Source organism: Arthrobacter sp. TJ-236 (genome assembly GCF_058269235.1).
In genome coordinates this window covers 230,901-253,214 of record NZ_JBZCNI010000003.1, presented here as the reverse complement: position 1 = coordinate 253,214, position 22,314 = coordinate 230,901, and the positions used below count along the sequence as shown (strand labels likewise).

The following is a 22,314-nucleotide window of genomic DNA, read 5'->3' as shown; positions in this document are numbered from 1 at the left end:
CCTCCTAGGCGTCGAAGCGCTCCGTCTCGATGACTTCCTTGCGCACCTGCCCGCGGACCACCTCGTCCTGCGTGTGGGCCTCGCGGGAGAGTCGCACGCGCTCGATCGGCACCACGTCGATCTCCACGCGGGGCTTCTCCTCGTACAGCACCATCTCCACGACGTCGCCGCTGAAGGCGGTCTCCACCGCCGAGTAGAGGCGGTCGCGCTCGGCCCTGCTGAAGGTGCCTGCACCGTCGTCGTACAGGGGTGCGCCGTCCTTCACCGGCACGCGCTCCACCACGAGCTCCTCACGCCGGATCTGCACCGTCATGGTGACGTCCTCGGTGACCACGCGCTTGACCAGGCGCACGCGCTCGGTCTCGCGGAGTTCAGTACCGACGCGGAGCTGCTCCTCGGAGCGCGTCATCGCGTAGTCGTCGCCTTCGGGACGGGAGGTACGCGGGCGGGCAGGCGTGCCGGTGCCCGCGGTAGCCGAGGTATCAAGGGCGTCGACGGCGTCGTCCTTCCCCGCCATCAGCCCGTAGTACCTGAGCAGGTGCTGCTCCTCCTCCGGGCTGAGGTGGCCGTCCTGGGACATCTTCGGGGAGTCGTAGACCTTCGCATGCGTGTAGGGCAGGCGGACGTCCTTGCCCTGCAGCGTGGCACCCTGCAGCGGCGCGAAGGATTCGGGGTTCCCCACCGTGTGGGTCGAGACGGTGACCCAGCTCGGCTCGCCGGTCGCGTCGTCCACGTAGAGCTGACCCATGGGACCGAGCACCGCGCCGTCCTCGCTCAGCACGTTGGCGCCGGCGTTCATGGATTCCTTCATCTGGTCGAGCGTGATCATGATGACCCTTTCGAAGAGGTTGACTCCTCCTCACCGTAGGTCGCGCCACCGCTGATAGCAAGCATGCTTAGTACCCGGATCTCCGTTGGGGTGGGGCCCTGCACGTGAGCGCGGAGGCCGTCCCGCCGGCGCGAGGTCAGCCCGTGAGCGCGCGGATGACGACGAAGACCAGCGGCAGGTAGAGGACGCCGGCAACCGTCTGCAGCGTGATGGTCGAGGCCATGAGCCGGGAGTCGCCACCCAGGGCCCGTGCCATGACGTACGCGGAAGATGCCGTGGGCAGGGAGAGGAACAGGATCACGGTCGCGGCCGGCTGCCCGGTCAGGCCGACGAGCAGGCACCCCGCGATCCCGAGCCCCGGCAGCACCACGAACTTCACCACGGTGGCGAGGCCCACGGCGCCGAGGTTGCGGCCCATGCTCCGCAGTTCGAGCGCAGCCCCGACGCAGAGCAGCCCGAGTGGCAGGGATGCCGCCCCGAGGGTCCGCACGAACTCCGCGATGCCCGGCGGCAGGCCGATGCCCGTCACGTTGAGGAGTATGCCGATCACGCAGCCGAGGATCAGCGGATTGGTGGCGATGCTCCGCACCGTACCGCCGAGCGTCAGTCTCTCCGAGCCGTACCGGGCGAACGCGAGCGTGCACAGCACGTTCACGAGGGGTACGAGGATGGTGTTGGCGATCGCCGCGAGAGCCACGCCGTCGGCCCCGAAGAGAGCGAGGGCGATGGAGAGTCCGAGGTAGTTGTTGAAGCGGATACTGCCCTGCATCACCGAAGTGAACGCCGGACCGTCGAGGTCCAGCCAGCGTTGGGCGACCACGAGCCCCACCGCCGTGAGGATCACGGGGCCGGCGAGCACCGGGGCCATCAGGGCGATCGGCAGGCCCGCCAGGTCCGCCGTCGCCGTGCCGTTGACGAACAGGGCCGGTAGCAGCACGAAATAGCAGAGGCGCTCGGCAGGCGGCCAGAACGACGGCGCGAGGAACCCCCGCGCCCTGATGCCGTACCCGAGGGCGATCAGGCCGATCACGGGTCCCAGCGCCACCACGGTCTGGAGGATCATCGGGCGGTCCGAGCGCGCACCGGGCTCCTCGACGACACGGCGGGCGGGACCGCCGCCCTCACCAGCCCCGAGCCTGCAGCCACTCCGCCGCGAGCCGCATCCACTGGCCGGCGGCGCCCTGCCCCTCGGCCAGGCCCAGCCCGTGCTCGCCCTCGGTGAAGACGTGCAGCGCGTGGGGAACGGCGTGGGCCGTCAGCGCCTGCGCGAGCAGATAGGCGTGCGTGACGGGTACGGCTTCGTCCTCCGCCGTGTGCCAGATGAAGAAGGGCGGCGCGTCGGGTGTGACCAGGCGGTCCAGCGAGGTCTCGGCGCGGAGCCGCGCACCGGCGTCGGGCCCGATCAGTTCGTCCTGCGAGCCGCGGTGCGTCGCGAGCTCCATGGACACCACGGGGTAGGCGAGCACGGCGGCGTCCACACGTTCGTCCTCTGCGGCGCCTGCCGCGAGGGCGGCATGGCCGGCCAGGTGACCGCCCGCGGAGAACCCGAGGAGGGCCACCTTCTCCGCCCCCTCGGCGCGGACCCGCCGGATCTCGGCGCGGACGGCGTCGAGCGGGCCGGGATGGCGGGTCTGCACGGGATACTCGAACACGCTCGCCGAGAGGCCGAGCGAGCGCAGCCGCTCAGCGACGACCTCGCTCTCGTTGTCGGACAGCATGCCGTAGCCGCCGCCGGGGAGCACGATCACCTGGGATGAAGTCATGCCTTCACCGTACTGGGGGCCGGCCGTGCGTCACGATGCGGTTGCTGTTGCCGCCGGGAGGTGTACCGAGGGTGAAGCGCGGGGCAGGATCAGGCCATGGTCGGGAGTCGTGGCGCGCTTGCAGCCGCCGGAGTGGTGGCGCTCGTACTCTCCGGCTGCGGCAACGGCGTCGGCGGGTCCCTCCTCCCGCCCGCATGCATGCCCCCACCCTCCGCGTTGACACCGGAGCGGATCGAGGCCGGCGGATCGGTGCGGGTGTCCGCTGCCGACGCCGACTGCGATCCCAGCTACGGAGATGACGCGCGGGTGGAGGTACTCCTGACCACCGCCGACGGGACCGTCCTTCTCCGCGCCCTGGAACCGATGGGCGATGCCGGCGCCTTCGCAGCCGACGTCGTGGTGCCACTGGATGCGGAACCCGGCGAGTATCTCGTCTCGGCCTTCCCCTACGCCGTGGACTGGTGCGACGACACGGGCGTGAACAACAGGCTGACGCGGGCGGATGAGCAGAACGCCATGGTGCGGGCGTCCTGCGCGGCCGCCGGCCTGCCGCTGACGGTGGTTGCGGCAGAACCCGGACCCCGCCGCTGACGCGACTGAGATGCCCGGGCCCCGCCGCTGACGCGGCGGGGCCAGACGACAAGAGCCCCCGACCGTCCGGTCAGGAGCTCTCATGCTGCAGGGCTGGTGTCAGCCCTCGCACTCCGTGCAGTACTTCTCGCCGTTCTTCTCACGCGCGAGCTGGCTGCGGTGGTGGACCAGGAAGCAGGACATGCAGGTGAACTCGTCCTCCTGCTGCGGGATGACCTGGATGAGGAGTTCCTCGTGGGAGAGGTCAGCCCCGGGGAGGTCGATGCCTTCGGCGGTCTCGCCGTCCTCGACATCGATGAGCGCCGTCTGCGTTGTCGCGCTGCGCTGTGCCTGGATCGCCTCGAGCGATTCGTTGGCCGGCTGATCCTCCGGCCGAACGCGTGGCTCGTCGTAGTCGGTTGCCATGGGGGTGTATCTCCTTCTTATGGGCGGGAATGACGCCCAGATGCCATCCTCAACCTCGGGAGAGGGGGAAGTATTCCGTATACCGGCTGCAATATACCCGCTGGGGCTGGTACTTTTCTCCATCGATCACACCGACCGTGATCCGCCCCACAATGTGACGTCGCAGCCCGTCCGTGCTAGAGGGAACGGGGCCTCCCGAAGGGCGGGTCCCGCCGTCGTAGGGTTGTCGGGAAACCCCACCGCACACGTGTCCCAGGAGCTCCCCATGGCAGTTGCACTCGACCTCAGCGGCAGGACCGCTCTCGTGACCGGTTCCACCCAGGGGATCGGCCGGGCGATCGCTGCGGGCCTCGCGAGGGCGGGTGCGCGCGTGGGCGTCAACGGCCGCAGCAACCGCGGTGTGGCCCGGGCCATGGAGGCCATCCGTGCGGACGTGCCCGACGCCGAGCTCGTCGCCATCCCTGCGGACGTCACCACGGACGAGGGCGTGGCCCGGGCGCTCGGCGCGTTACCCGCCGTCGACGTCCTGATCAACAACCTGGGCATCTTCGACGCGCAGCCCGCCCTCGAGATCGACGACGCCGAGTGGCGGCGCTACTTCGAGGTCAACGTCCTCACCGCCGTGCGGCTGACGCGCGCGTACCTACCCGGCATGATGGCTCGGGGCTGGGGCCGCATCCAGTACATCGCGAGTGACTCCGCCGTGGTGATCCCCGCCGAGATGATCCACTACGGCGTGTCCAAGACGGCACTGCTCGGCGTCTCACGCGGCTTCGCCAAGGAGGCGAAGGGCTCGGGCGTCACCGTGAACTCGGTGATCGCGGGCCCCACCCACACCGGTGGCGTGGAGGACTTCGTGTACCAGCTGGTGGACAAGGACCTCGAGTGGGAGGACGCGCAGCGGCAGTTCATGCGCGAGCACCGGCCGCAGTCGCTGCTCGAACGCCTGATCGAACCGGAGGAGATCGCGACCATGGTCACCTACCTGGCCTCCCCGCTCGCCTCGGCGACGACCGGCGCCGCGGTGCGGGTGGACGGCGGATACGTGGACTCCATCCTCCCGTGAGCCGCTCCGCGCGGCTCCCACCGAACGGCGCCCTCGAGGCCGGTCCCATGGCCGCGATCCTCGCCAACCACGCGATCGCCGGGTGCGAGATCAGCGACAGGTCCGGGCGCTCGCACACGCGGCTGCTCACCACGGACGGCGGACCGCGGCGCGTCACCCTGACGGTGCACGCGGGCGACGTCGAACTCACCGCGGACACGGACGACGACGGCGAGTGGGCGCACCTTACCCGGACCGTCCGGAGCTGGCTGGACCTCGACACGGACGTCGCCGCCGTCGCCCGCGCGTTCGACGCCGACCCCCTGCTGGGACCGCTGGTGCGCGCCCGCCCGGGCCTGCGCGCCGTCGGCTACCCCGAACCCTTCGAGGCAGCGATCATGACCGTCCTCGGGCAGCAGGTGTCCGTCGCGGCGGGAGGCACGTTCGGCGGACGTCTCGCCGCGGCGTACGGCACACCCGGGCCGGGCGGGCTGACGGTCTTCCCGGCGCCGTCGGTCATCGCCGACGCGCCGCACGAGGAGTTGCGCGCCGCCATCGGCGTGACCCGCTCACGCGCCGCGACGGTGCAGAACGTGGCCCGCGCCGTCGCCGGCGGCCTGTCACTCGACGCCGCCGGTGACCACGCGATGCTGCGTAAGGACCTGCTGGCCATCCCGGGGATCGGCCCGTGGTCCGCCGACTACCTCGCCGTGCGCGTGCTGCGGGACCCCGACGCGTTCACGCCGGGCGACCTCGTGGCGCGCCGGGCCATGGGCAACCCGAGCATCCGGGACGCCGAGCGGCTCTCGGAGGCGTGGCGCCCGTTCCGTGCCTACGCGCTGTTCCACCTCTGGACGTCCGCGACCTACTCCGGGTAGCCGTCGTTCCGCCGGGCGGCGCGGAGGGCGATCTCCAGCTCGAACCGCACCTGGGGATTCTTCAGGTCCTCGCCGAAGACCTCCCGGAGCTGCAGCATCCGGTAGCCGACCGTCTGCGCGTGGATGCCGAGCTCCTCCGCGATCGGTGCCCGCTGACCCCAGTGCCGCAGCCACGCGAGGAGCGTCTCCTCGAGTTTCTCCCGCTGGCCGTCGGCGAGGTCCGCGAGCGGGGCCAGCCGGCGTCGCGCCAGCTCCTCCACCGCCGTGGGTTCCGCCGCGAGGACCACCTCGGTGAGGTGCTCGTCCGCCCATACGGGCGGCTGGTCTGCACCCTCCCGCGGCGGCAGCATCGTGGCGGCGAGCACGGCGAGGCGCAGCGACTGCGCCACCTGCTCCAGGGCGCCCGTCGGGCCGATCGACGCGCTCCGGCCGGCGAGCGCCCGTTCGAGGTCCGCGCGGAGGCTCGGGCGGTCCGGGACCAGCCCCACGGCGTCGGTCTCGCGTTCGATCACGATGGCGCCCTGACCCAGCCGCTGCCGTACGCCCTGGGCCCGCTCCAGCGGCAGGGTGACCACGGCGAGCTGGGCGGGTACGGCCCAGTCCGCGAGCGACGCCGCCTGGCGGAGCGCCGTCTCGTCGGCTCGGCCCAGCAGCAGGAGCTCGAGGAGCTCCGCCCGGCGCCGGTCCACGGCGCCTGCGCGCTCCGACTGCTCGAACGCGTACGCCTCGGCGCTGACGGCGGAGAGCTCGTCGATGTACGCCATGATCGATTCCCCGAGATCCACCACGACGGTGGGCCCGTACCCCTCGCCCATGGACCGCCGCGAGACCTCCCGGAACGTCACGCGGGCGCCCATCCGGTACGCACCCAGCAGCGCGTCCATGCTGCGCCCCTGCCGGAACTCGCCGCGTCCGAGGCCCGCCACGAGCTGGCGGCTCTCGTCGGAGAGTGCCGGGAGGCGGGTGCCCGGGAGCTCGAAGAACCGTTCCAACGCCGCGGCCACACCCATGCGCAGGCCACGCCCGAAACTTCCCTCGATGGGCCGGGCGTACGCGGGGACGAGCTGCGGCACGGCCTGGATGATGGCCTCCACGAGATCGCCGGTGAGCGGCCTCAGCTTGTCGCTCACGGACGGGGGCAGGGCCAGCCACGGCGGATCCGGGGGAGCCACGGCCATCGCGTCTGCGCTCATATCGCTCACCCTGTCTGTGCCGTCAAGATAATTCGCTCGCGTCAACTGTATGTCCGACGCGAAGAATTTTAGCGGCGAGGACTATATCGTTAATGTAATGATCCGGTTTCGACAGTTGGCTCGCGCGGCATCCGCGCTGACCACCCCGCTGACGCCCGAGGACTTCCTCGCCCTGTTCAACCCGGTGTACTCCTCACGCCAGCTCCGCGGCGTCGTGACCCGCGTGGTGCGCGAGACCGAGGACTCCGCCACCATCTACTTCCGCCCCGGCAACGGCTGGCACGCCCACAAGGCCGGCCAGTGGGCCCGCATCGGCGTCGAGCTGAACGGCGTGCGCCAGTGGCGCTCCTACTCGCTGAGCAACGCCGCCGGGCACGATCCTGCGATCACCGTGAAGGATGCCGGGTCGGTGTCCCACGTCCTGGTCCGCGACACCAAGCCCGGCGACGTCCTGTTCCTCGCGCCCCCGCAGGGCGACTTCGTGCTTCCCGAGCACCCGCGCTCCCTGCTCATGCTCACCGCCGGCAGCGGCATCACTCCCGTGATGTCCATGATCCGCACGCTGATCCCGCGTCGGCCTGATGCCAACGTGGTGCTCATCAACTCGAACAGCACCCCAGAGAGCAGCCTCTTCCGCGAGGAGCTCGACGAGCTCGCGGACCAGTTCCCCAATCTGAAGGTGCGCCACTGGTTCACCGCCGCGCGCGGACGCCTGGAGTTCACGGCGAAGACCATCGCGGATCTCTGCCCCGACTGGCGCTCCCGCGCGGCCTACGCCTGTGGGCCGGAGGGCTTCCTCAACGACGCCGAGGAGTTGTGGCAGCGTGAAGCCGCCCTCGAACAGTCCCGGACCGTCCCGAGCGTCTCGGCCGGGGCCGACGCCAGCGGCACGGGAACCCTGACCATCGAGCGCTTCAGCACCGACCTCACGGCCGGCGCGGGGCACGACGGCGGACTCGTCACCTTCGAGCAGTCGGACCGCGAGGTCCAGGCTGACGGCGACACCCCGCTCCTCGACATCGGCGAGGACGCCGGGGTCCTCATGCCGAGCGGGTGCCGCATGGGTATCTGTCACAGCTGCCTCGTGCCGCTCCGCGCCGGACAAGTCCGGGATCTGCGCAGCGGCGAGTTGCACAACAATCCCGGCCAGCTCATCCAGACCTGCGTCTCGGCAGCCGCCGGGCCCGTGAACCTCGACCTTTAACCACTATCGGAGGAGTCCCCATGACTACCACGCTGACCCGCCCGGGCGCCCTTGCGGCCTCGGGCCACCCGCTGGTCCGGCCCGACGCCGCCAAGCACCTCACCGATGAGCAGGTCGAGGAGCTCGGACGCGAGCTCGACGCCGTCCGCGACGAGATCCTCGCGAAGCGCGGCGCCACGGACGCGGCGTACATCCGCCGCATCATCCGCATCCAGCGCTCGCTCGAGTTCGCGGGCCGCGGCACGCTCCTGTTCGCCAAGCACAAGCCCGCCTTCTTCGCGGGTACGGCCATGCTGAGCGTCGCCAAGATCCTCGAGAACATGGAGATCGGCCACAACGTCCTGCACGGGCAGTGGGACTGGATGCGCGATCCGGACATCCACTCCACCACCTGGGAGTGGGACTTCGTGACCCCGGCGCGCTCCTGGCAGCACACGCACAACGATCTGCACCACCGCTGGACCAACGTCATCGGCAAGGACCGCGACATCGGGTACAACCTGCTGCGCATGGACCCGGACCAGCCGTGGAAGCCGTTCAACCTCGGCAACCCGGTGTACAACGCGATCCTCGCGCCGGTCTTCGAGTGGGGTATCGCCCTGTACGACCTCGAGATCCCCGAGTACAAGGAGGGCCTCAAGTCCAAGGAGGCCATGAACCGCGACCTCAAGGCCGTGGGCGTCAAGGTGGTCAAGCAGTTCTCGAAGGACTATGCCGCCACCCCCGCCGTCGCGATGCTCACGGGCTCCGGCAAGCAGGCGCTTTACGGCACGCTCCTCGCGAACGCCATCCGTAACTTCTGGGCGCACGCCATCATCTTCTGCGGCCACTTCCCCGACGGCACGGACACGTTCACCGAGGAGGAGGTGGACGGCGAGACGCGCGGCGACTGGTACGTGCGCCAGATGATCGGTTCGGCGAACATCTCGGGCTCCAAGTTCATGCACCTGATGTCCGGGAACCTGTCCCACCAGATCGAGCACCACTGCTTCCCGGACCTGCCGTCCAACCGGTACGCCGAGGTCGCGGTGAAGGTTCGCGAGATCTGCACGCGCTACAAGCTCCCCTACACCACGGGCCCCCTGCCGAAGCAGGTCGGCTCCACGTGGGCGAAGATCTTCAAGCTGGCCCTGCCGCCGCGCAAGGCCAAGACCGCCACGGCCTAGGCCTTCGGACGGAGCGCCGCTGCACCCTCTCCGGGAGCGGCGGCGCTTCTTCCATTCCCGCCGGACCCCCAAGGGGGGCGGCCGCCCCTCAGGCGGGGGCGTCCTCCGCGAGGAGCGCGTCGACCTGCCCGAGGGCCTCGCGGACGCCCTCCTCCATGCCCATCGCGCCCATCTGCTCGAGTTGCTCCAGGGACTGGAACGCCGTGGTCATGGTCATCCGCGTGCGGCCTCCGAGGTCCTCGAGCGTCACGGTCGCCGTCGTCTCCCCCATGTCCGGCACGGGATCGCCGTTCTCGTCCGCGAAGCCGTCCACGAAGGTCAGCAGCCGGGGAGGCTCGACGGCGGTGATCCGCCACCAGCCCCGTGCCTTCTCGCCGTCCGGCCCGGTCATGACATAGGCGGCGCGGCCGCCCTCCTGGAACTCGTAGGTCTCGAAGGTCGCCGGCCAGGTGGGCGGCCCCCACCAGCGCTGCAGTTGCGCCCTGTCCGCCCAGATCTGCCAGACGCGGTCCACGCCGGCGTCGAACTCCGCGACGAGCCTGAAGTGGAGGGACTCGACGTCCTTCTCCGTCCTGATGACAGCCATGATGATGCCTTCCTAGTCGTCCTGCTCCGCATCCTCGGCGAGGATGTCCCCGATCCGGTCGACCCGTTGCCGCCAGATCGTCTCGTAGTCGTCGAGCAGGCGTCGGGCCCGCTGCACGCCGTCCACCCGTCCCCGCACGATCTGCTCCCGTCCCCGCTTCTCCTTGGTGACGAGCGACGCCCGTTCGAGGACGGCCACGTGTTTCTGCACCGCGGCGAAACTCATCTCGTACTGCTCGGCCAGCCGGGAGACCGAGTACTCGGCCACCAGCACGCGGGTCACGATGTCCCTCCGCGTCGCGTCGGCGAGCGCCTGGAACAGGCGGTCCACCTCGTCGTCGCTCCGCTGATCTACAACCATATGGTTGTACGTTACGTATTCGCGGGGCGTCCGTCAAGACCTTCCCCGCCGTGCCGTCGACGCACGGATCGATCAGCCCGCGGACGTGACACCGGTTATGGCACGCATCCGGGGAGCCTGCAAGACTGGCGCCATGACCCGTGGAATCTATGTGAGCGCCATGACCAACGGCTCCGGCAAGTCCCTGATCTCCCTGGGGCTGGCCGACATGCTGCACCGGCACGCGGACCGCGTGGGGTTCTTCCGGCCCATCGTCGAGGGCAGCGACCCCACGGCGGATCCCATGGTGCGCCTCATGCAGCGCGCCTTCGACCTCCCCGGGAGCCGTGCGCGCGGCGGCCTCACCCGGGCCGAGGCCCGCGCCCTGCTCGTCACGGGTGACCGCGCCGAGATCGACGCCCGTTGCGTCGCCATCTACAGCGAGATCGCGGCCGAGTGCGACGTCGTGATCGTCGAGGGTACGGACCTCTCCGGGAACGACGCCGCCGTCGAGTTCGATCTCAACGCCCGCCTCGCCAACAACCTGGGCGCCATGGTGCTCGCCGTCGTCAGCGCGAAGGACATGTCCGTGGACGAGGCCGCCGACGCCGTGGACGTGGCCCGCCGGGAACTGGACGCCGCGAAGGTCTCGCTGCTCGCCATGATGGTGAACCGGGCCGCGGACGACGCCGTCACCGCCATCAGCGAGCACGTGCGGCCGGGCCGTTCGGGCCGCCCCGTGTACGTGATCCCCGAGCTCAGCGAGATCTCGCAGCCCACCGTGTCCGAGGTGTCCGCCGAGCTCGGCGCCCGGCAGATCGCCGGCAACTCGAACCTGGAGCGGGACGTCACGAGCGTGCGCGTCGCCGCGATGAACGTCGGCAATTTCCTGCACCTGCTCACGGACGGCGCGCTGGTGATCGTACCCGGTGACCGCGCGGACGTGCTGGTGGCCACGCTGGCGTCGTCGTTCTCGCCCGAGTTCCCCGTGCCGTCCGCCATGGTCCTGACCGGCGGTCTCGCACCCGACCCGAACATCCTCGCCCTGCTCGCCCAGGCGCCCTTCCCCGTGTTCGCGCTCGACGACGACACCTACACCGTGGCCCGGCGCGTCAGCGAGGTGCGCGGGGAGATCGCCAGTGGACTGCGTCGCAAGGCCGCCGCCGCACTCGGCGCCTGGTCGCGGCAGGTCGACGAGAAGGAACTGCTCGAGCGCCTCGAACTCCCCCGGCCGGTGAGCATGACGCCGCTGCGCTTCCTCCACGAACTGATCCAGCGGGCCCGGGCGGAGCGCAAGCACATCGTGCTGCCGGAGGGTGAGGACGTCCGCGTGCTGAAGGCCGCGGAGATCCTTCGCCGGCGCGACGTCTGTGACCTGACGATCCTCGGTCCCGAGTCGAAGGTCCGTGAACTGGCGTCGGGTCAGGGCATCGATCTCACCGGCATCACGCTCGTGGACCCCTCTACGTCCGAGCTCCGCGACGAGTTCGCGGAGGAGTACGCGCGGCTGCGCGCCCACAAGAACGTCTCGCTCGACCAGGCCCGCGAAAGGATGCTCGAAGGAGCATACTTCGGCACCATGATGGTGCAGCTCGGGAAGGTCGACGGCATGGTGTCCGGGGCCGCCCACACCACGGCGAACACCATCCGGCCGGCGCTGGAGTTCGTGAAGACCAAGGACGGCGTGAAGATCGTCTCCTCGGTGTTCCTCATGCTGCTGCAGGACCGCGTACTGGTGTACGGCGACTGCGCGGTGAATCCCGAGCCCAACGAGGAGCAGCTCGCGGACATCGCGGTGGCGTCCGCGGAGACCGCGGCGCAGTTCGGCGTGCAGCCCCGCGTCGCCATGCTCTCCTACTCCACCGGCGAATCCGGCTACGGCGGAGCGGTGGACGAGGTGCGGCGGGCCACGGAGCTCGTGCGGCAGCAGCGGCCGGACCTCGCGGTCGAGGGGCCCATCCAGTACGACGCCGCCGTCGACGCCTCGGTCGCGGCCTCCAAGCTGCCCGGGTCTACCGTGGCGGGCCAGGCGACGGTCTTCATCTTCCCCGACCTCAACACCGGCAACAACACGTACAAAGCGGTCCAGCAATCGGCCGGGGCGGTCGCCGTCGGGCCCGTCCTCCAGGGCCTCCGTAAGCCCGTCAACGACCTCTCGCGCGGCTGCACCGTGGAGGACATCGTGAACACGGTGGCCATCACCGCCGTGCAGGCGCAGCAGCCCGCCGCCTCCTGACGCCCCACCTCCCATCCCTCTACCGGACAGGACCCCATGATCATCCTCGTCATCAACTCCGGCTCGTCCTCGCTCAAGTACCAGGTGCGCGAGGGCCACGACGTCCTGGCGGACGGCCTCGTGGAACGCATCGGCGAGGCCGAGGTCCCCGACCACACCGCCGCCCTGGACCGCGTGGACCGCGACGTCGCCGCCGCGCTCGGCGACCGCGGCATCGACGCCGTCGGGCACCGCGTGGTGCACGGCGGGGAGCGCTTCAGCGAACCCGTGCTGATCGACGACGAGATCACGGGCGCCATCGAGGGGCTCAACCCGCTCGCGCCCCTGCACAACCCCGCGGCGGTCACGGGGATCCGGGCCATCTCCGCGAAGTGGCCCCGGATGCCGCAGGTCGCCGTCTTCGACACCGCGTTCCACCGCACCCTGCCCGAGCATGCCTGGCGCTACGCCGTTCCGGACGAGCTGTACCGGAAGCACGGCATCCGCCGCTACGGTTTCCACGGCACGTCCCACGCCTACGTGGCCCGGGGCGCCGCCGAATTCCTCGGCACGGACAGCTTCACCGGGGTCATCGCGCACCTCGGTAACGGTGCCTCCGTGACGGCGGTGCGCGACGGCGCGAGCATCGACACCTCCATGGGGTTCACGCCTCTCGAGGGACTGGTCATGGGAACGCGCTCGGGGGACATCGACCCGTCGATCCTCCTGTTCCTGCTCCGCGAGGGGTACACGGAGAAGGATCTGGACACGCTCCTGAACCGGAACAGCGGGCTGAAGGGCCTCACCGGGACCAATGACATGCGGTCGGTCTCCGAGGCCGCGGAGGCCGGGGACGAGCGCGCGACGCTCGCCTTCGAAGTGGCCTCCTACCGGCTGGCGAAGTACGTCGGCGGCTACCACGTGGCGGTGGGCGGAGCGCAGGCACTGGTGTTCACCGCGGGCATCGGCGAGAACGCACCGGACTTCCGCACCGCGGTCGTCTCGAAGCTCGGTGCCCTGGGACTCGAGCTCGACGAGACCTTCAACGCGGAGCGCAGCAAGCAGGCTCGCGTGATCAGCACGTCCGCCTCGGCCTTCCCCGTCCTCGTGGTGCCGACGAACGAGGAGGCGGCGATCGCGGAGGCGACAGCCGCCGTCGTCCGGGACGTTTAGCACCACCAAGGACGGGCCGCAAGAGGTCCACGAATGTTCATTCGTCCTACCTTGCGTCCGGGAGGAACGCCTTCCTAGGGTTGTCCCGTGCTGGTGCCACAAGCACGTCCAAGGGCCCGCCCGGGCCATCGACCCTTCCCCCTCGACCCCCAGGACATCTCCATGAAGAATTCCCTCCTCGGCCGCGTCGTCGCGGCCCTCGGTCTGACAGCCGCCCTGGCCACCGGCACGGTGGTCGCCACGGAGCAGCCGGCACAGGCCGCCTGCACCGACATCGACATCTCCTTCGCGCGCGGATCCGGTGAGCCCCAGGGCCTCGGCATCGTCGGACGGCCCCTCGTGAGCGAACTGACCAGCCAGCTCTCGGGCTACACGGTCAGCAGCTACGCCGTGGTCTACGGCGCGAACCTCTCCCAGACGAGCGCGGGCGCCGGCTCCACCGACCTCGTCAACCACATCACCAGCGTCGCCGCGGCGTGCCCCAACACCCGCTTCGTGCTCGGCGGGTACTCCCAGGGCGCCACCGTCGTGGACAAGGCGCTCGGTATCCGCACCTCCACCGGCGGCACCGGATCGGTGATCCCCGCCGCCCTCGCGGACCGCATCTCGGCGATCACGGTCTTCGGTAATCCGCTGGGCCTGCAGGGCGGCGCGACGATCGCCTCGTCCAGCACCACCTACGGCGCCCGCTCGGCCGATTACTGCGGCACCTCGGACACCGTGTGCGGCAGCCAGCCGAAGAACGTCAGCGGTGGCCACACCAGCTACCCGAGCAACGGCTCCATCGCGACGGCGGCCCAGTTCGCCGCCAACCTGGTCCGCACCGGTACGCCCCCGACGACCCCACCGACGACCCCGCCCACCACACCCACCGGCACCTGCGTGCGTGACGACACCGCAGACCACGTCGATGCCGGCCGGGCCCGCGACATCTTCAACCGCGCCTACGCCGTCGGCTCGCGCGACTCCCTCGGCTACACCAGCCGCTTCAACGTCGTGTCCCTCCGCGAGACCGCGCCCGGCACCTGGTCACTGGTCAGCGCCTGCTGATCCCTCCGCACAGTAGGCGGCTCCGCGGCTGACACGGCTGCGGAGCCGCCGCCCGGCACACTGGTTCCATGACGATCGTGCGCATGGCCCTCCTGTTCGTCCTGGCCGCGGGTGCCGAGATCGGCGGTGCGTGGCTCATATGGCAAGCGGTCCGTGAGGGCAGGCCGTGGTGGTGGGCCGGGCTCGGCATCATGGCCCTCGGCGCCTACGGCTTCGTGGCGACGCTGCAGCCGGACGCCAACTTCGGCCGCATCCTGGCGGCGTACGGCGGCGTCTTCGTGGCCGGATCTCTGGCCTGGGGCATGCTCGTCGACGGCTTCCGCCCGGACCGCTGGGACGTCATCGGCTCGGCGGTCTGCCTGGTCGGCGTCGCGCTGATCATGTTCGTCCCCCGCCCGGCCGCCTGAGCGGTCGCAGCGGACCGCCTATCGCGTCAGATCCCGGGTGAACTCACTGAGGATCGCCCCGAAGAAGTCACATGACGAATCCTCATCACAGTGGATCCGCTCGTTCCCGTCGTAGACCGCTTCGAAACCCCGGGTCTCGGGGTAGGAGACCGGGTCCCTCTCATCACGGTCCTCGTAGTGACTCGTCACCGTCAGCCGGTGCAGCGCGCGTCGCGGAAGGACGGTGACCTCCGGATCGTCCTCGATGTATCCCGCGAGCCGCGCACGAAGGACGAGAGCAGGCGTCACGACGAGGAGCTGGGTGCCGAGCTCGGATCGTGCGGGGCTGGTCACCACGGCGTGGAGCACGTCCTCGCCACGTGCGCAGGCGACCACCAGATCGAGGGTTCGCTCCAGCGCCACCAAAATCGACGGGTGATTCTCCAGACAGCGGCGCTCGTTCTCCGCCTCGGCGACCTGTTCGGCCCATGCAGCGTTGCTCGCCAGCGCCAGCATCCGGATCTTCTCCGATGCTGCGTTCTCGTCGGTCGTCTGCACGGTGCCCGCTCGTCGTCCTGATGATGAGGGGTACTGCATCACGTGCCCATGACATTCTCCTGCCGGCCTGTCCTGATGTCCCCACCGAGGCGTCCTCCCACGTGATCAGCCCGTCCCCCCGAAATGCACCGTCCCCCCATGCGATGGACCGGTCGAACGGGAGGAGCAGTGGGGGAACAGGGCTCGGCCCTACGCGGCCCCGAGCAATCTCGCCACACCGGCCGCGATCGCCCCGACCGCGACCACCACGAGGAACGGCGCCCGCAGCCAGAGCGCGACGGCGGCCGCCAGCAGGGCCACGACCCTCGCGTCCACGACCAGCGCCTGACCCGAGGCGAACGTGTTCGTCGCCGTCAGCGCGGCCAGGAGCCCGATGGTGAGCGACCCGGCCACCCGCAGCATCCGCGGGTTGTCCAACAGCTTCGCGGGGACCAGGAAGCCGAGGAACTTCGTCGCGATCGAGAGGGCGCACGCCAGCAGGATCCAGCCCCAGAGGTTCATGCGTTCCCCGCCCTCTCGCCAGGGCCACGCCCGTGACCGTCGTCGGGACGGTCGTACGAATTCACCGGACGAGCACCGCCGCCGGGCCCGGACTCCTCGGAGCCACGTCCAGCACCGTAGGAGGACCCCGGCGGGTACGGCTCGACGTCGGGCTCGAGCCCTTCGGTCGCCGGCCCCAGGCCGGACAGCCCGAGACCGGCGGCGACCACCGCGGCCACGAGGATCGGGACGCCGGGTGGCACGAACGGAACGGCGATGAGCGTGACCACCGCGCAGACGACGGCGATCGCCGCCGGCTCCCGTGCGCGGATGCGTGGCCACAGCAGGCCGAGGAAGGCCGCGACGGCGGCGCCGTCCAGCCCGAACCGGGCCGGATCGCCCAGCGCGTTGCCCGCGAGCGCTCCCACGAGCGTGAAGAGGTTCCACAGGACGAAGACGCCGATGCCGGCGGCCCAGAACCCACGGCGTTGCTCGTCAGGGTCGGCCTGGCCGGTCGCCGTCGCCACGGACTCGTCGATGGTGAGGTGCGCCATGGGCAGCGTCAACCGCCGCGACGGCCGGAGCAGCACGTTGATCTGCATCCCGTAGACACCGTTGCGGATGCCGAGCAGGGCAGCGGCCGATATCGCCGAGAAACCACTCCCGCCACCGGCCACAACCCCGATGAACGCGAACTGGGAACCACCGCTGAAGAGCAGGAGGCTGAGCGCCATGGTCTGGAGGAGGTCGAGGCCCGCGGCCACCGACAGAGCGCCGAAGGACAGCCCGTAGAGACCGGTGGCGACGGCGACCGAGAGGGCCACGCGGACGGCCGGGGACTGGAGCAAGCGCACCCGACAAGGCTAGGCGACCCCGGCGCACCGGCTTCCTATTCCTGCGCCGGAGGTGCAGAGTAGGAAAGGAAAGCCTACTTACTACCGCGAGGAGCACCCATGAAGGCAGTGACATGGCAAGGCAAGCGCAACGTCAGCGTCGAGACCGTCCCTGATCCCACCATCCAGGAGCCCACCGATGCGATCGTCCGCATCACCTCGACGGCCATCTGCGGCTCCGACCTCCATCTCTACGAGGTCCTCGGCCCCTACATGCACAAGGGCGACATCCTCGGGCACGAGCCCATGGGGATCGTCGAGGAGGTCGGGGCGGGAGTGACGAACCTCAAGGTCGGCGACCGCGTCGTCGTCCCCTTCAACATCTCCTGCGGCCACTGCTACATGTGCAAGCGCGGCCTGCAGTCCCAGTGCGAGACGACGCAGGTCCACTCGGCGGGCTCCGGCTGCGCCATCTACGGGTACTCGGAGCTGTACGGCTCGGTGCCGGGCGGCCAGGCCGAGTTCCTGCGCGTGCCCTTCGCCGACTACGGTCCGGTGAAGGTCGGCTCCGACCTGCCGGACGAGCGGTACCTCTACCTCTCCGACATCCTCCCGACGGCCTGGCAGGGCGTGCAGTACGCGGACGTGCCGAAGGACGGCGTGCTCGCGGTCTACGGTCTCGGGCCGGTCGGCCAGTTCGCCGCCCGCATCGGGAAGTACCTCGGCCACCGCGTCATCGGCGTCGAACCGGTCGCCGAGCGCCGTGACATGGCCAAGCGCCACGGCATCGAGACCGTCGACTTCACGAAGGACACCGCCGAGGAGCTCAGGAGCATGACCAACGGGCGCGGCCCGGACTCGATCGTGGACGCCGCCGGCATGGAGGCGCACGGCTCCCCCGTCGGCGCGTTCGCGCAGCACGCCGTGGGGATCCTGCCGGACAAGCTGGCCCAGAAGGTCATGGAGACCGGTGGCACGGACCGCCTCTCGGCGCTGCACTCCGCGATCGACGCCGTCCGCCGCGGCGGCACGGTCTCGCTGAGCGGTGTCTACGGCGGCACCGCCAGCCCCATGCCGCTGCTGAACATGTTCGACAAGCAGCTCCAGTTCCGCATGGGCCAGTGCAACGTGCGGCGCTGGACGGACGAGCTCCTCCCGATCGTCGAGGAGCCCTCGGATCCGCTGGGCGTCACGGACCTCATGACCCACGAGGTCTCGATCGACGAGGCGCCGGCCGCGTACAAGAACTTCCAGAAGAAGACGGACGGCACCATCAAGGTGGTCCTGAAGCCCCAGGGCGTCACCGCCTAGGACGCCTGCGGACAGCACGGGAGCCCGGCAGGCCCCCGGACACCGCGGAACGACGGCGGGAGCCCGGCCACGCCGGTCGGGCTCCCGTCGTCGTCGGCGCGGGTCGCGGACGGCTGCGGTCAGTCGCGCCCGATCGATGCGTGGGCGTCGGTTCTGCCCTGCGCCATCTGCAGGGCGTCCGCCGCGCGGACGAGTGAGAGGTGGGAGAACGCCTGCGGGTAGTTGCCTGCCATCCTGCCCTCGGCGGCGTCGTACTCCTCCGAGAGCAGGCCCAGCTCGTTGCTGTAGCCCACCAGCTGGTCCATGAGGCGCCTCGCGTCCTCCACCCGGCCGGTCTCGGCGTACTGTCCCACGAGCCAGAAGGAGCAGGCGAGGAACGGGTGCTCGCCCGGCTCGAGGCCGTCGTCGGAGTTCCCGGTCCGGTAGCGCAGCAGCAGCCCCTGAGGGTCCAGGAGGTCGTGCTCGATCCGCGCCACGGTGCCGAGCATCATGGGGTCGTCGAAGGCCAGGAAACCGACCTGCGGGAGTTGCAGGAGGGAGGCGTCCATCTCAGTGCCGCCGTAGGTCTGGGTGAAGGCCCGCAACTCGTGGTTGTAGCCACGCTCCAGGATCTCCTCCCGCAGGCGGTCGCGGATGGCGGTCCAGTGCTCGAGCGGTCCGCTCAGGCCGTGGTCCCGTACGGCACGCACGGCGCAGTCGAAGGCCGCCCACATCATGACGCGCGAGTGGGTGAAGTACTGCTGCTCGCCGCGCATCTCCCAGATCCCGTGGTCGCGGTCGTCCAGGTGGTTCTCCGCGAACCCGAGCAGTGCGCGCTGGAGCGGCCAGGAGAAGTTGTCCTCGGTGACGCCGTGCCCGCGCAGTTTCTCGAGCGCCACCATCACCTCGCCCACCACGTCGGCCTGGTACTGGTCCACCGCACCGTTGCCCACGCGGACGGGTACGGAGTCCGCATAGCCGGGCAGGTGCGGCAGCTCGCGTTCGGGCAGCTGGCGCTCGCCCGCCAGCCCGTACATGATCTGCAGGTCCTCGGGGTCGCCGGCCACCGCGCGCAGGAGCCAGCTACGCCAGTTCAGGGCCTCGTCCGCGAAGCCGTGGGTCATCATGGCCTCGAGCGTCAGCGCGGCGTCGCGCAGCCACACGAAGCGGTAGTCCCAGTTCCGTCCTCCGCCGAACTGCTCGGGGAGCGAGGTGGTGGGCGCCGCGACGATCCCGCCTGTGTCCTCGTGCGTCAGCGCCCTCAGGACCAGCAGCGAGCGCTCCACGGCCTCCGCGTACTCGCCGTCGTTCAGGCAGCTCGCGGCCCAGGCGCGCCAGTAACTGATGGTCGTATCCAGGGCCTCGTCGATGTCGAGGGGCTCCGGGGCCTCCCTGTGCGAGGGGAACCACACCATCTCGAGGTCGACGACGTCCCCGGCGGACACCGTGAACACTCCCTCGTGGCGGTGGTCGGTGGGCCGCAGGCGTGGCCCGCGGAGCACCAGCGCGTTGGGACCCGCGATGGCCAGGAGGGCCGGGACGCCGTCGGACGTGTCCTGGCTGACCCACGGGACGATCTCCCCGTACCCGAACCTGATCTCCAACTCCTGCCGCATGGTCACGGTGCCGCTGAGGCCCTGGATGCGCCGCACCACGTTCGCCCGGCGGTCCGTCACGGGCATGAAGTCGGTGACCAGCACCTCGCCGTCGGCCGTGCGCCAGCGCGTCTGCAGCACGAAGGTGGAGCGGATGTAGCTGCGCTCCACCACCTCCGCGCCGGCGGACGACGGCGTCAGGAGCCAGCGCCCGTGCTCCTCCGTGCCGAGCAGCGCGGCGAACACCGATTCGGAGTCGAACCGCGGGAAGCAGAGCCAGTCCACGCTGCCCTCACGGGAGATCAGGGCGCCGGTGTGGAGGTCGGAGACGAGCGCGTAGTCCTCGATGGGGGATTGCATCGTTCCACTCAACCACAGCGGCCCCGCGCGCGCCGAGTGCATCCGGGCGCCACCGGGGCTCAGCCCGGCTCTACCCGGCGTGCTCCTCCTCGGCGAAGGCCAGGCGGATGCGCGCTGGGTAGTCCGTGGTCAGCTCCTGCACCCCGAGATCCGCGAGGAAGCGGGCGTCCTCGACCGTGTTCACCGTCCAGACACGGAGCCGGGCGCCGTCGTGCAGCCACCGCCGTAACCGGTCCGGATGCGCGCGGGCGTACTGGATGCCCGGGCCCGCCATGCCCACCTGCTGCCGGTCGATCAGCTCCTCGCCCTCCCTCAGCGCCCTGCGGAGCACGTTGATCAGCGCGCCCTCGGCGATGGACCCGAAGCTGAGCGCATCGCGCACCTCCTGCGGCTCGACGTCGGCCACGAGTTGGCAGAGGACGTGGTGCGGCGCGATCTCCCCGAGATGCCGCATCGAGTCGGGGTTGAAGCTCATGAAGCTGATCTCCACCCGGCCGAGCATCGAGGACTCCGGGTCCCACCCCTCGTCGAGCAGGAAGGCGATCAGGGCGTCCTCGAGCCGGAGGCCGAACGGGCTGGGGTGCTTGAGCTCGATCGCGAGCTTGACGGGGCGTCCGGCACCGCGGATCAGGACCAGCAGATCGCCGAGTGTCAGGAGCTGCTCGGAGGGGCTGCCGTACTCCGCCGGGATGGTGGCTCCCTTCCACGAGCAGACGTCGAGCGCACGTAGCTCGGAGAGCATCCTGTCCGCGACGTCGCCCGTGCCGCTCGTGGTGCGGTCCAGCGTGGTGTCGTGGATGCACACGAGCTCGCCGTCCCGCGTCAGGTGGACGTCGCACTCCACACCGTCGGCGCCGTCGGCGAGCGCCTGCAGGTAGGCGGCGCGGGTGTGCTCCGCGTAGGTTCCGCTGCTGCCGCGGTGGGCGAAGATGACCGGCGTCATGGCGTTTCCCTTCACGAGTGGCCTTCGGGGGATGGTCGGGGCGAGGGCCCGGTTATCACCGTACGCGAGCGTCCGGTGCGGCCACATCAGCCCGACGACGGCGGCAGGACTCCCCGCGTGCCTCGCTAGACTCGGACGGTGGACGCTCAGATGACAGACCCGGACGTGGAACGGGCGGCCGCCCTCCGCCGCATGAAGGGTCTCGCCACCGGGCTGCTGGTGCTCATGGCGGTGATCTTCGTGGTGGCCTTCGCCCTGCAGGACACCTACCCGTGGCTCGAGTACGTCCGCGCGGCCGCCGAGGGCGGCATGGTCGGCGCGCTCGCGGACTGGTTCGCGGTCACGGCCCTCTTCAAGCACCCCATGGGGCTGAAGATCCCCCACACCGCGATCATCCCGCGGAAGAAGGACCAGATCGGCGAGTCCCTCGGCCAGTTCGTCGAGGAGAACTTCCTGTCCGAGGACGTGGTGCGAGCCAAGCTCGACTCCGCCCGGATAGCCCAGAAGGTGGGTGCCTGGCTGGAGAAGCCGGAGAGCGCAGACCGCGTGGCAGCCGAGGGCGCGGCGGTGATCCGCGGCCTGTTCACGGTGCTCGACGACGACGCCGTGCAGGGGGTCATCGAATCGATGGTGCGCAAGTACCTCCTCGAGCCGCCGTGGGGACCACCGATCGGCAGCATCGCCGAGCGCGTGTTCGCCGACGGGCACCACCACCGCCTCGTGGACCTCCTCGTGGACCGGGCCGGCGACTGGGTGGACGCCAACTACTCGGTGGTGACGCGGGTCGTCGCGCAGCGCTCCCCCACCTGGGTGCCGCGGCTGGTCGACGGCGTGGTGGGCGACCGCGTCCACGCGGAACTCTCGAAGTTCATCCGGGCCGTGCAGGACGATCCCCGGCACGACGTCCGCATCGCGATCGACACCTACCTCCGCGACCTCGCCCAGGACCTGCAGCACAAGCCCGAGACCATCGCGAAGGCGGAGGAGATCAAGGGCCAGCTCCTCGATGATCCGCGGGTCATCGACCTGACCGCGCGCACCTGGGCCACGATCAAGGCGGCCCTGCTCGATGCCGTCAACGACCCCGACAGCGAGCTGACGTCGAACTTCAAGGCCGCCGTCCGGGACATCGGCTCACGCCTCACCACCGACGTCGAACTGGCCGGGAAGGTGAACCGCTGGATCGCCGACGCCGCGTCCTACGCCGTCCGCACCTACCGCAGTGAGATCGCCGGGGTCATCTCCGAGACGGTGGAGCGGTGGGACGCCGAGGAGACCTCCCGCAAGATCGAGCTGCAGGTGGGCAAGGACCTGCAGTTCATCCGCATCAACGGCACCGTGGTGGGCTCGCTCGCGGGCCTCGTGATCTTCACGGTCGCGAACGCCGTCTTCGGGTAGGCAAGTACCGGCGTCATGCCGGCCGCTCCCTACC

The 22,314-nt window shown here is 70.3% G+C and carries 23 protein-coding genes; 11 read left to right on the top strand and 12 right to left on the bottom strand.

Annotated elements, in window-relative coordinates; all coding sequences use genetic code 11:
- Positions 1-4: 4 nt before the first annotated feature.
- From AC4D16_RS13435 to AC4D16_RS13425, 3 genes are all read right to left on the bottom strand, one after another.
- Positions 5-829, bottom strand: a complete 825-nt coding sequence (locus AC4D16_RS13435; protein WP_490949732.1) for a YsnF/AvaK domain-containing protein — start codon at positions 827-829, stop codon at positions 5-7.
- A gap of 136 nt (positions 830-965) precedes the next feature.
- Positions 966-1,892: an AEC family transporter gene (locus tag AC4D16_RS13430; protein ID WP_490955333.1), complete on the bottom strand. Its 927-nt coding sequence runs from the start codon at positions 1,890-1,892 to the stop codon at positions 966-968.
- A gap of 58 nt (positions 1,893-1,950) precedes the next feature.
- Positions 1,951-2,592, bottom strand: a complete 642-nt coding sequence (locus tag AC4D16_RS13425; RefSeq protein WP_490949734.1) for an alpha/beta hydrolase — start codon at positions 2,590-2,592, stop codon at positions 1,951-1,953.
- Between the two features lie 96 nt (positions 2,593-2,688).
- Here AC4D16_RS13425 and AC4D16_RS13420 point away from each other — a divergent pair, with 96 nt between their 5' ends.
- Entirely contained in the window at positions 2,689-3,183 is a 495-nt protein-coding gene (locus AC4D16_RS13420) for a hypothetical protein (RefSeq protein ID WP_490949735.1), read from the top strand.
- A 99-nt stretch (positions 3,184-3,282) separates the two neighbouring features.
- Here AC4D16_RS13420 and AC4D16_RS13415 read toward each other — a convergent pair whose 3' ends face one another.
- A complete protein-coding gene (locus AC4D16_RS13415; RefSeq protein WP_055765785.1) occupies positions 3,283-3,588 on the bottom strand; it encodes a DUF4193 domain-containing protein in 306 nt (101 codons plus the stop codon).
- Between the two features lie 265 nt (positions 3,589-3,853).
- Here AC4D16_RS13415 and AC4D16_RS13410 point away from each other — a divergent pair, with 265 nt between their 5' ends.
- Positions 3,854-4,654 (top strand): SDR family NAD(P)-dependent oxidoreductase, encoded by an 801-nt coding sequence (locus AC4D16_RS13410; protein ID WP_490955332.1) that lies wholly within the window; start codon positions 3,854-3,856, stop codon positions 4,652-4,654.
- Entirely contained in the window at positions 4,651-5,511 is an 861-nt protein-coding gene (locus tag AC4D16_RS13405) for a DNA-3-methyladenine glycosylase family protein (protein WP_490955331.1), read from the top strand. The genes AC4D16_RS13410 and AC4D16_RS13405 overlap by 4 nt, the downstream gene beginning before the upstream one ends.
- Here AC4D16_RS13405 and AC4D16_RS13400 read toward each other — a convergent pair.
- Entirely contained in the window at positions 5,499-6,704 is a 1,206-nt protein-coding gene (locus AC4D16_RS13400) for a PucR family transcriptional regulator (protein WP_490949738.1), read from the bottom strand. The genes AC4D16_RS13405 and AC4D16_RS13400 overlap by 13 nt on opposite strands.
- Before the next feature lie 97 nt (positions 6,705-6,801).
- Here AC4D16_RS13400 and AC4D16_RS13395 point away from each other — a divergent pair, with 97 nt between their 5' ends.
- Together AC4D16_RS13395 and AC4D16_RS13390 are read left to right on the top strand one after the other, a co-directional pair.
- Positions 6,802-7,908: a ferredoxin reductase gene (locus AC4D16_RS13395; protein WP_490955330.1), complete on the top strand. Its 1,107-nt coding sequence runs from the start codon at positions 6,802-6,804 to the stop codon at positions 7,906-7,908.
- 20 nt (positions 7,909-7,928) lie between these two features.
- Positions 7,929-9,074, top strand: coding sequence for a fatty acid desaturase family protein (locus tag AC4D16_RS13390; RefSeq protein ID WP_490949740.1), 1,146 nt, complete (start codon positions 7,929-7,931; stop codon positions 9,072-9,074).
- Between the two features lie 88 nt (positions 9,075-9,162).
- Here the strand turns inward: AC4D16_RS13390 and AC4D16_RS13385 are convergent, their stop codons facing one another.
- Both AC4D16_RS13385 and AC4D16_RS13380 read right to left on the bottom strand, forming a co-directional pair.
- Complete coding sequence (locus tag AC4D16_RS13385; RefSeq protein ID WP_490955329.1) at positions 9,163-9,660, bottom strand: SRPBCC family protein; 498 nt, start codon at positions 9,658-9,660, stop codon at positions 9,163-9,165.
- Positions 9,661-9,672: 12 nt separating this feature from the next.
- Positions 9,673-10,020, bottom strand: coding sequence for an ArsR/SmtB family transcription factor (locus AC4D16_RS13380; RefSeq protein WP_490955328.1), 348 nt, complete (start codon positions 10,018-10,020; stop codon positions 9,673-9,675).
- Between the two features lie 133 nt (positions 10,021-10,153).
- Here AC4D16_RS13380 and pta point away from each other — a divergent pair, with 133 nt between their 5' ends.
- The 4 genes from pta to AC4D16_RS13360 all read left to right on the top strand — a co-directional run bounded on the left by pta (position 10,154) and on the right by AC4D16_RS13360 (position 14,844).
- A complete protein-coding gene (gene pta / locus AC4D16_RS13375; protein ID WP_490955327.1) occupies positions 10,154-12,235 on the top strand; it encodes a phosphate acetyltransferase in 2,082 nt (693 codons plus the stop codon).
- A gap of 36 nt (positions 12,236-12,271) precedes the next feature.
- Positions 12,272-13,387: an acetate/propionate family kinase gene (locus tag AC4D16_RS13370; RefSeq protein WP_490955326.1), complete on the top strand. Its 1,116-nt coding sequence runs from the start codon at positions 12,272-12,274 to the stop codon at positions 13,385-13,387.
- A gap of 162 nt (positions 13,388-13,549) precedes the next feature.
- Positions 13,550-14,437, top strand: a complete 888-nt coding sequence (locus tag AC4D16_RS13365) for a cutinase family protein (RefSeq protein WP_490955325.1) — start codon at positions 13,550-13,552, stop codon at positions 14,435-14,437.
- Positions 14,438-14,505: 68 nt separating this feature from the next.
- Positions 14,506-14,844 (top strand): YnfA family protein, encoded by a 339-nt coding sequence (locus AC4D16_RS13360; RefSeq protein ID WP_490955324.1) that lies wholly within the window; start codon positions 14,506-14,508, stop codon positions 14,842-14,844.
- 18 nt (positions 14,845-14,862) lie between these two features.
- Here the strand turns inward: AC4D16_RS13360 and AC4D16_RS13355 are convergent, their stop codons facing one another.
- The 3 genes from AC4D16_RS13355 to AC4D16_RS13345 form a co-directional block, all read right to left on the bottom strand.
- Positions 14,863-15,381, bottom strand: coding sequence for a hypothetical protein (locus tag AC4D16_RS13355; protein ID WP_490949747.1), 519 nt, complete (start codon positions 15,379-15,381; stop codon positions 14,863-14,865).
- Positions 15,382-15,570: 189 nt separating this feature from the next.
- Positions 15,571-15,882, bottom strand: a complete 312-nt coding sequence (locus AC4D16_RS13350) for an AzlD domain-containing protein (RefSeq protein WP_490949748.1) — start codon at positions 15,880-15,882, stop codon at positions 15,571-15,573.
- Positions 15,879-16,715: an AzlC family ABC transporter permease gene (locus AC4D16_RS13345; protein WP_490949749.1), complete on the bottom strand. Its 837-nt coding sequence runs from the start codon at positions 16,713-16,715 to the stop codon at positions 15,879-15,881. The genes AC4D16_RS13350 and AC4D16_RS13345 overlap by 4 nt, the downstream gene beginning before the upstream one ends.
- Positions 16,716-16,814: 99 nt before the next feature.
- Here AC4D16_RS13345 and AC4D16_RS13340 point away from each other — a divergent pair, with 99 nt between their 5' ends.
- Positions 16,815-18,005 (top strand): zinc-dependent alcohol dehydrogenase, encoded by a 1,191-nt coding sequence (locus tag AC4D16_RS13340; RefSeq protein WP_490949750.1) that lies wholly within the window; start codon positions 16,815-16,817, stop codon positions 18,003-18,005.
- Between the two features lie 119 nt (positions 18,006-18,124).
- On the opposite strand, the gene AC4D16_RS13335 is transcribed toward AC4D16_RS13340, so the two are convergent.
- Together AC4D16_RS13335 and AC4D16_RS13330 are read right to left on the bottom strand one after the other, a co-directional pair.
- The gene (locus AC4D16_RS13335) at positions 18,125-19,981 is read right to left on the bottom strand and encodes a glycoside hydrolase family 15 protein (RefSeq protein WP_490955323.1); all 1,857 of its coding nucleotides are present in this window, start codon (positions 19,979-19,981) and stop codon (positions 18,125-18,127) included.
- A 28-nt stretch (positions 19,982-20,009) separates the two neighbouring features.
- Positions 20,010-20,882, bottom strand: coding sequence for a glycerophosphodiester phosphodiesterase (locus AC4D16_RS13330; protein WP_490949752.1), 873 nt, complete (start codon positions 20,880-20,882; stop codon positions 20,010-20,012).
- A 150-nt stretch (positions 20,883-21,032) separates the two neighbouring features.
- Here AC4D16_RS13330 and AC4D16_RS13325 point away from each other — a divergent pair, with 150 nt between their 5' ends.
- A complete protein-coding gene (locus AC4D16_RS13325; protein WP_490950120.1) occupies positions 21,033-22,280 on the top strand; it encodes a DUF445 domain-containing protein in 1,248 nt (415 codons plus the stop codon).
- Positions 22,281-22,314: the final 34 nt, after the last annotated feature.

Coding starts and splice junctions, on each gene's coding strand:
- AC4D16_RS13435 (WP_490949732.1), bottom strand. CDS start 829: ATGATCACGCTCGACCAGATGAAGGAATCCATGAACGCCGGCGCCAAC.
- AC4D16_RS13430 (WP_490955333.1), bottom strand. CDS start 1,892: ATGATCCTCCAGACCGTGGTGGCGCTGGGACCCGTGATCGGCCTGATC.
- AC4D16_RS13425 (WP_490949734.1), bottom strand. CDS start 2,592: ATGACTTCATCCCAGGTGATCGTGCTCCCCGGCGGCGGCTACGGCATG.
- AC4D16_RS13420 (WP_490949735.1), top strand. CDS start 2,689: ATGGTCGGGAGTCGTGGCGCGCTTGCAGCCGCCGGAGTGGTGGCGCTC.
- AC4D16_RS13415 (WP_055765785.1), bottom strand. CDS start 3,588: ATGGCAACCGACTACGACGAGCCACGCGTTCGGCCGGAGGATCAGCCG.
- AC4D16_RS13410 (WP_490955332.1), top strand. CDS start 3,854: ATGGCAGTTGCACTCGACCTCAGCGGCAGGACCGCTCTCGTGACCGGT.
- AC4D16_RS13400 (WP_490949738.1), bottom strand. CDS start 6,704: ATGAGCGCAGACGCGATGGCCGTGGCTCCCCCGGATCCGCCGTGGCTG.
- AC4D16_RS13395 (WP_490955330.1), top strand. CDS start 6,802: ATGATCCGGTTTCGACAGTTGGCTCGCGCGGCATCCGCGCTGACCACC.
- AC4D16_RS13390 (WP_490949740.1), top strand. CDS start 7,929: ATGACTACCACGCTGACCCGCCCGGGCGCCCTTGCGGCCTCGGGCCAC.
- AC4D16_RS13385 (WP_490955329.1), bottom strand. CDS start 9,660: ATGGCTGTCATCAGGACGGAGAAGGACGTCGAGTCCCTCCACTTCAGG.
- AC4D16_RS13380 (WP_490955328.1), bottom strand. CDS start 10,020: ATGGTTGTAGATCAGCGGAGCGACGACGAGGTGGACCGCCTGTTCCAG.
- pta (WP_490955327.1), top strand. CDS start 10,154: ATGACCCGTGGAATCTATGTGAGCGCCATGACCAACGGCTCCGGCAAG.
- AC4D16_RS13370 (WP_490955326.1), top strand. CDS start 12,272: ATGATCATCCTCGTCATCAACTCCGGCTCGTCCTCGCTCAAGTACCAG.
- AC4D16_RS13365 (WP_490955325.1), top strand. CDS start 13,550: ATGAAGAATTCCCTCCTCGGCCGCGTCGTCGCGGCCCTCGGTCTGACA.
- AC4D16_RS13360 (WP_490955324.1), top strand. CDS start 14,506: ATGACGATCGTGCGCATGGCCCTCCTGTTCGTCCTGGCCGCGGGTGCC.
- AC4D16_RS13350 (WP_490949748.1), bottom strand. CDS start 15,882: ATGAACCTCTGGGGCTGGATCCTGCTGGCGTGCGCCCTCTCGATCGCG.
- AC4D16_RS13340 (WP_490949750.1), top strand. CDS start 16,815: ATGAAGGCAGTGACATGGCAAGGCAAGCGCAACGTCAGCGTCGAGACC.
- AC4D16_RS13335 (WP_490955323.1), bottom strand. CDS start 19,981: ATGCACTCGGCGCGCGCGGGGCCGCTGTGGTTGAGTGGAACGATGCAA.
- AC4D16_RS13330 (WP_490949752.1), bottom strand. CDS start 20,882: ATGACGCCGGTCATCTTCGCCCACCGCGGCAGCAGCGGAACCTACGCG.
- AC4D16_RS13325 (WP_490950120.1), top strand. CDS start 21,033: ATGACAGACCCGGACGTGGAACGGGCGGCCGCCCTCCGCCGCATGAAG.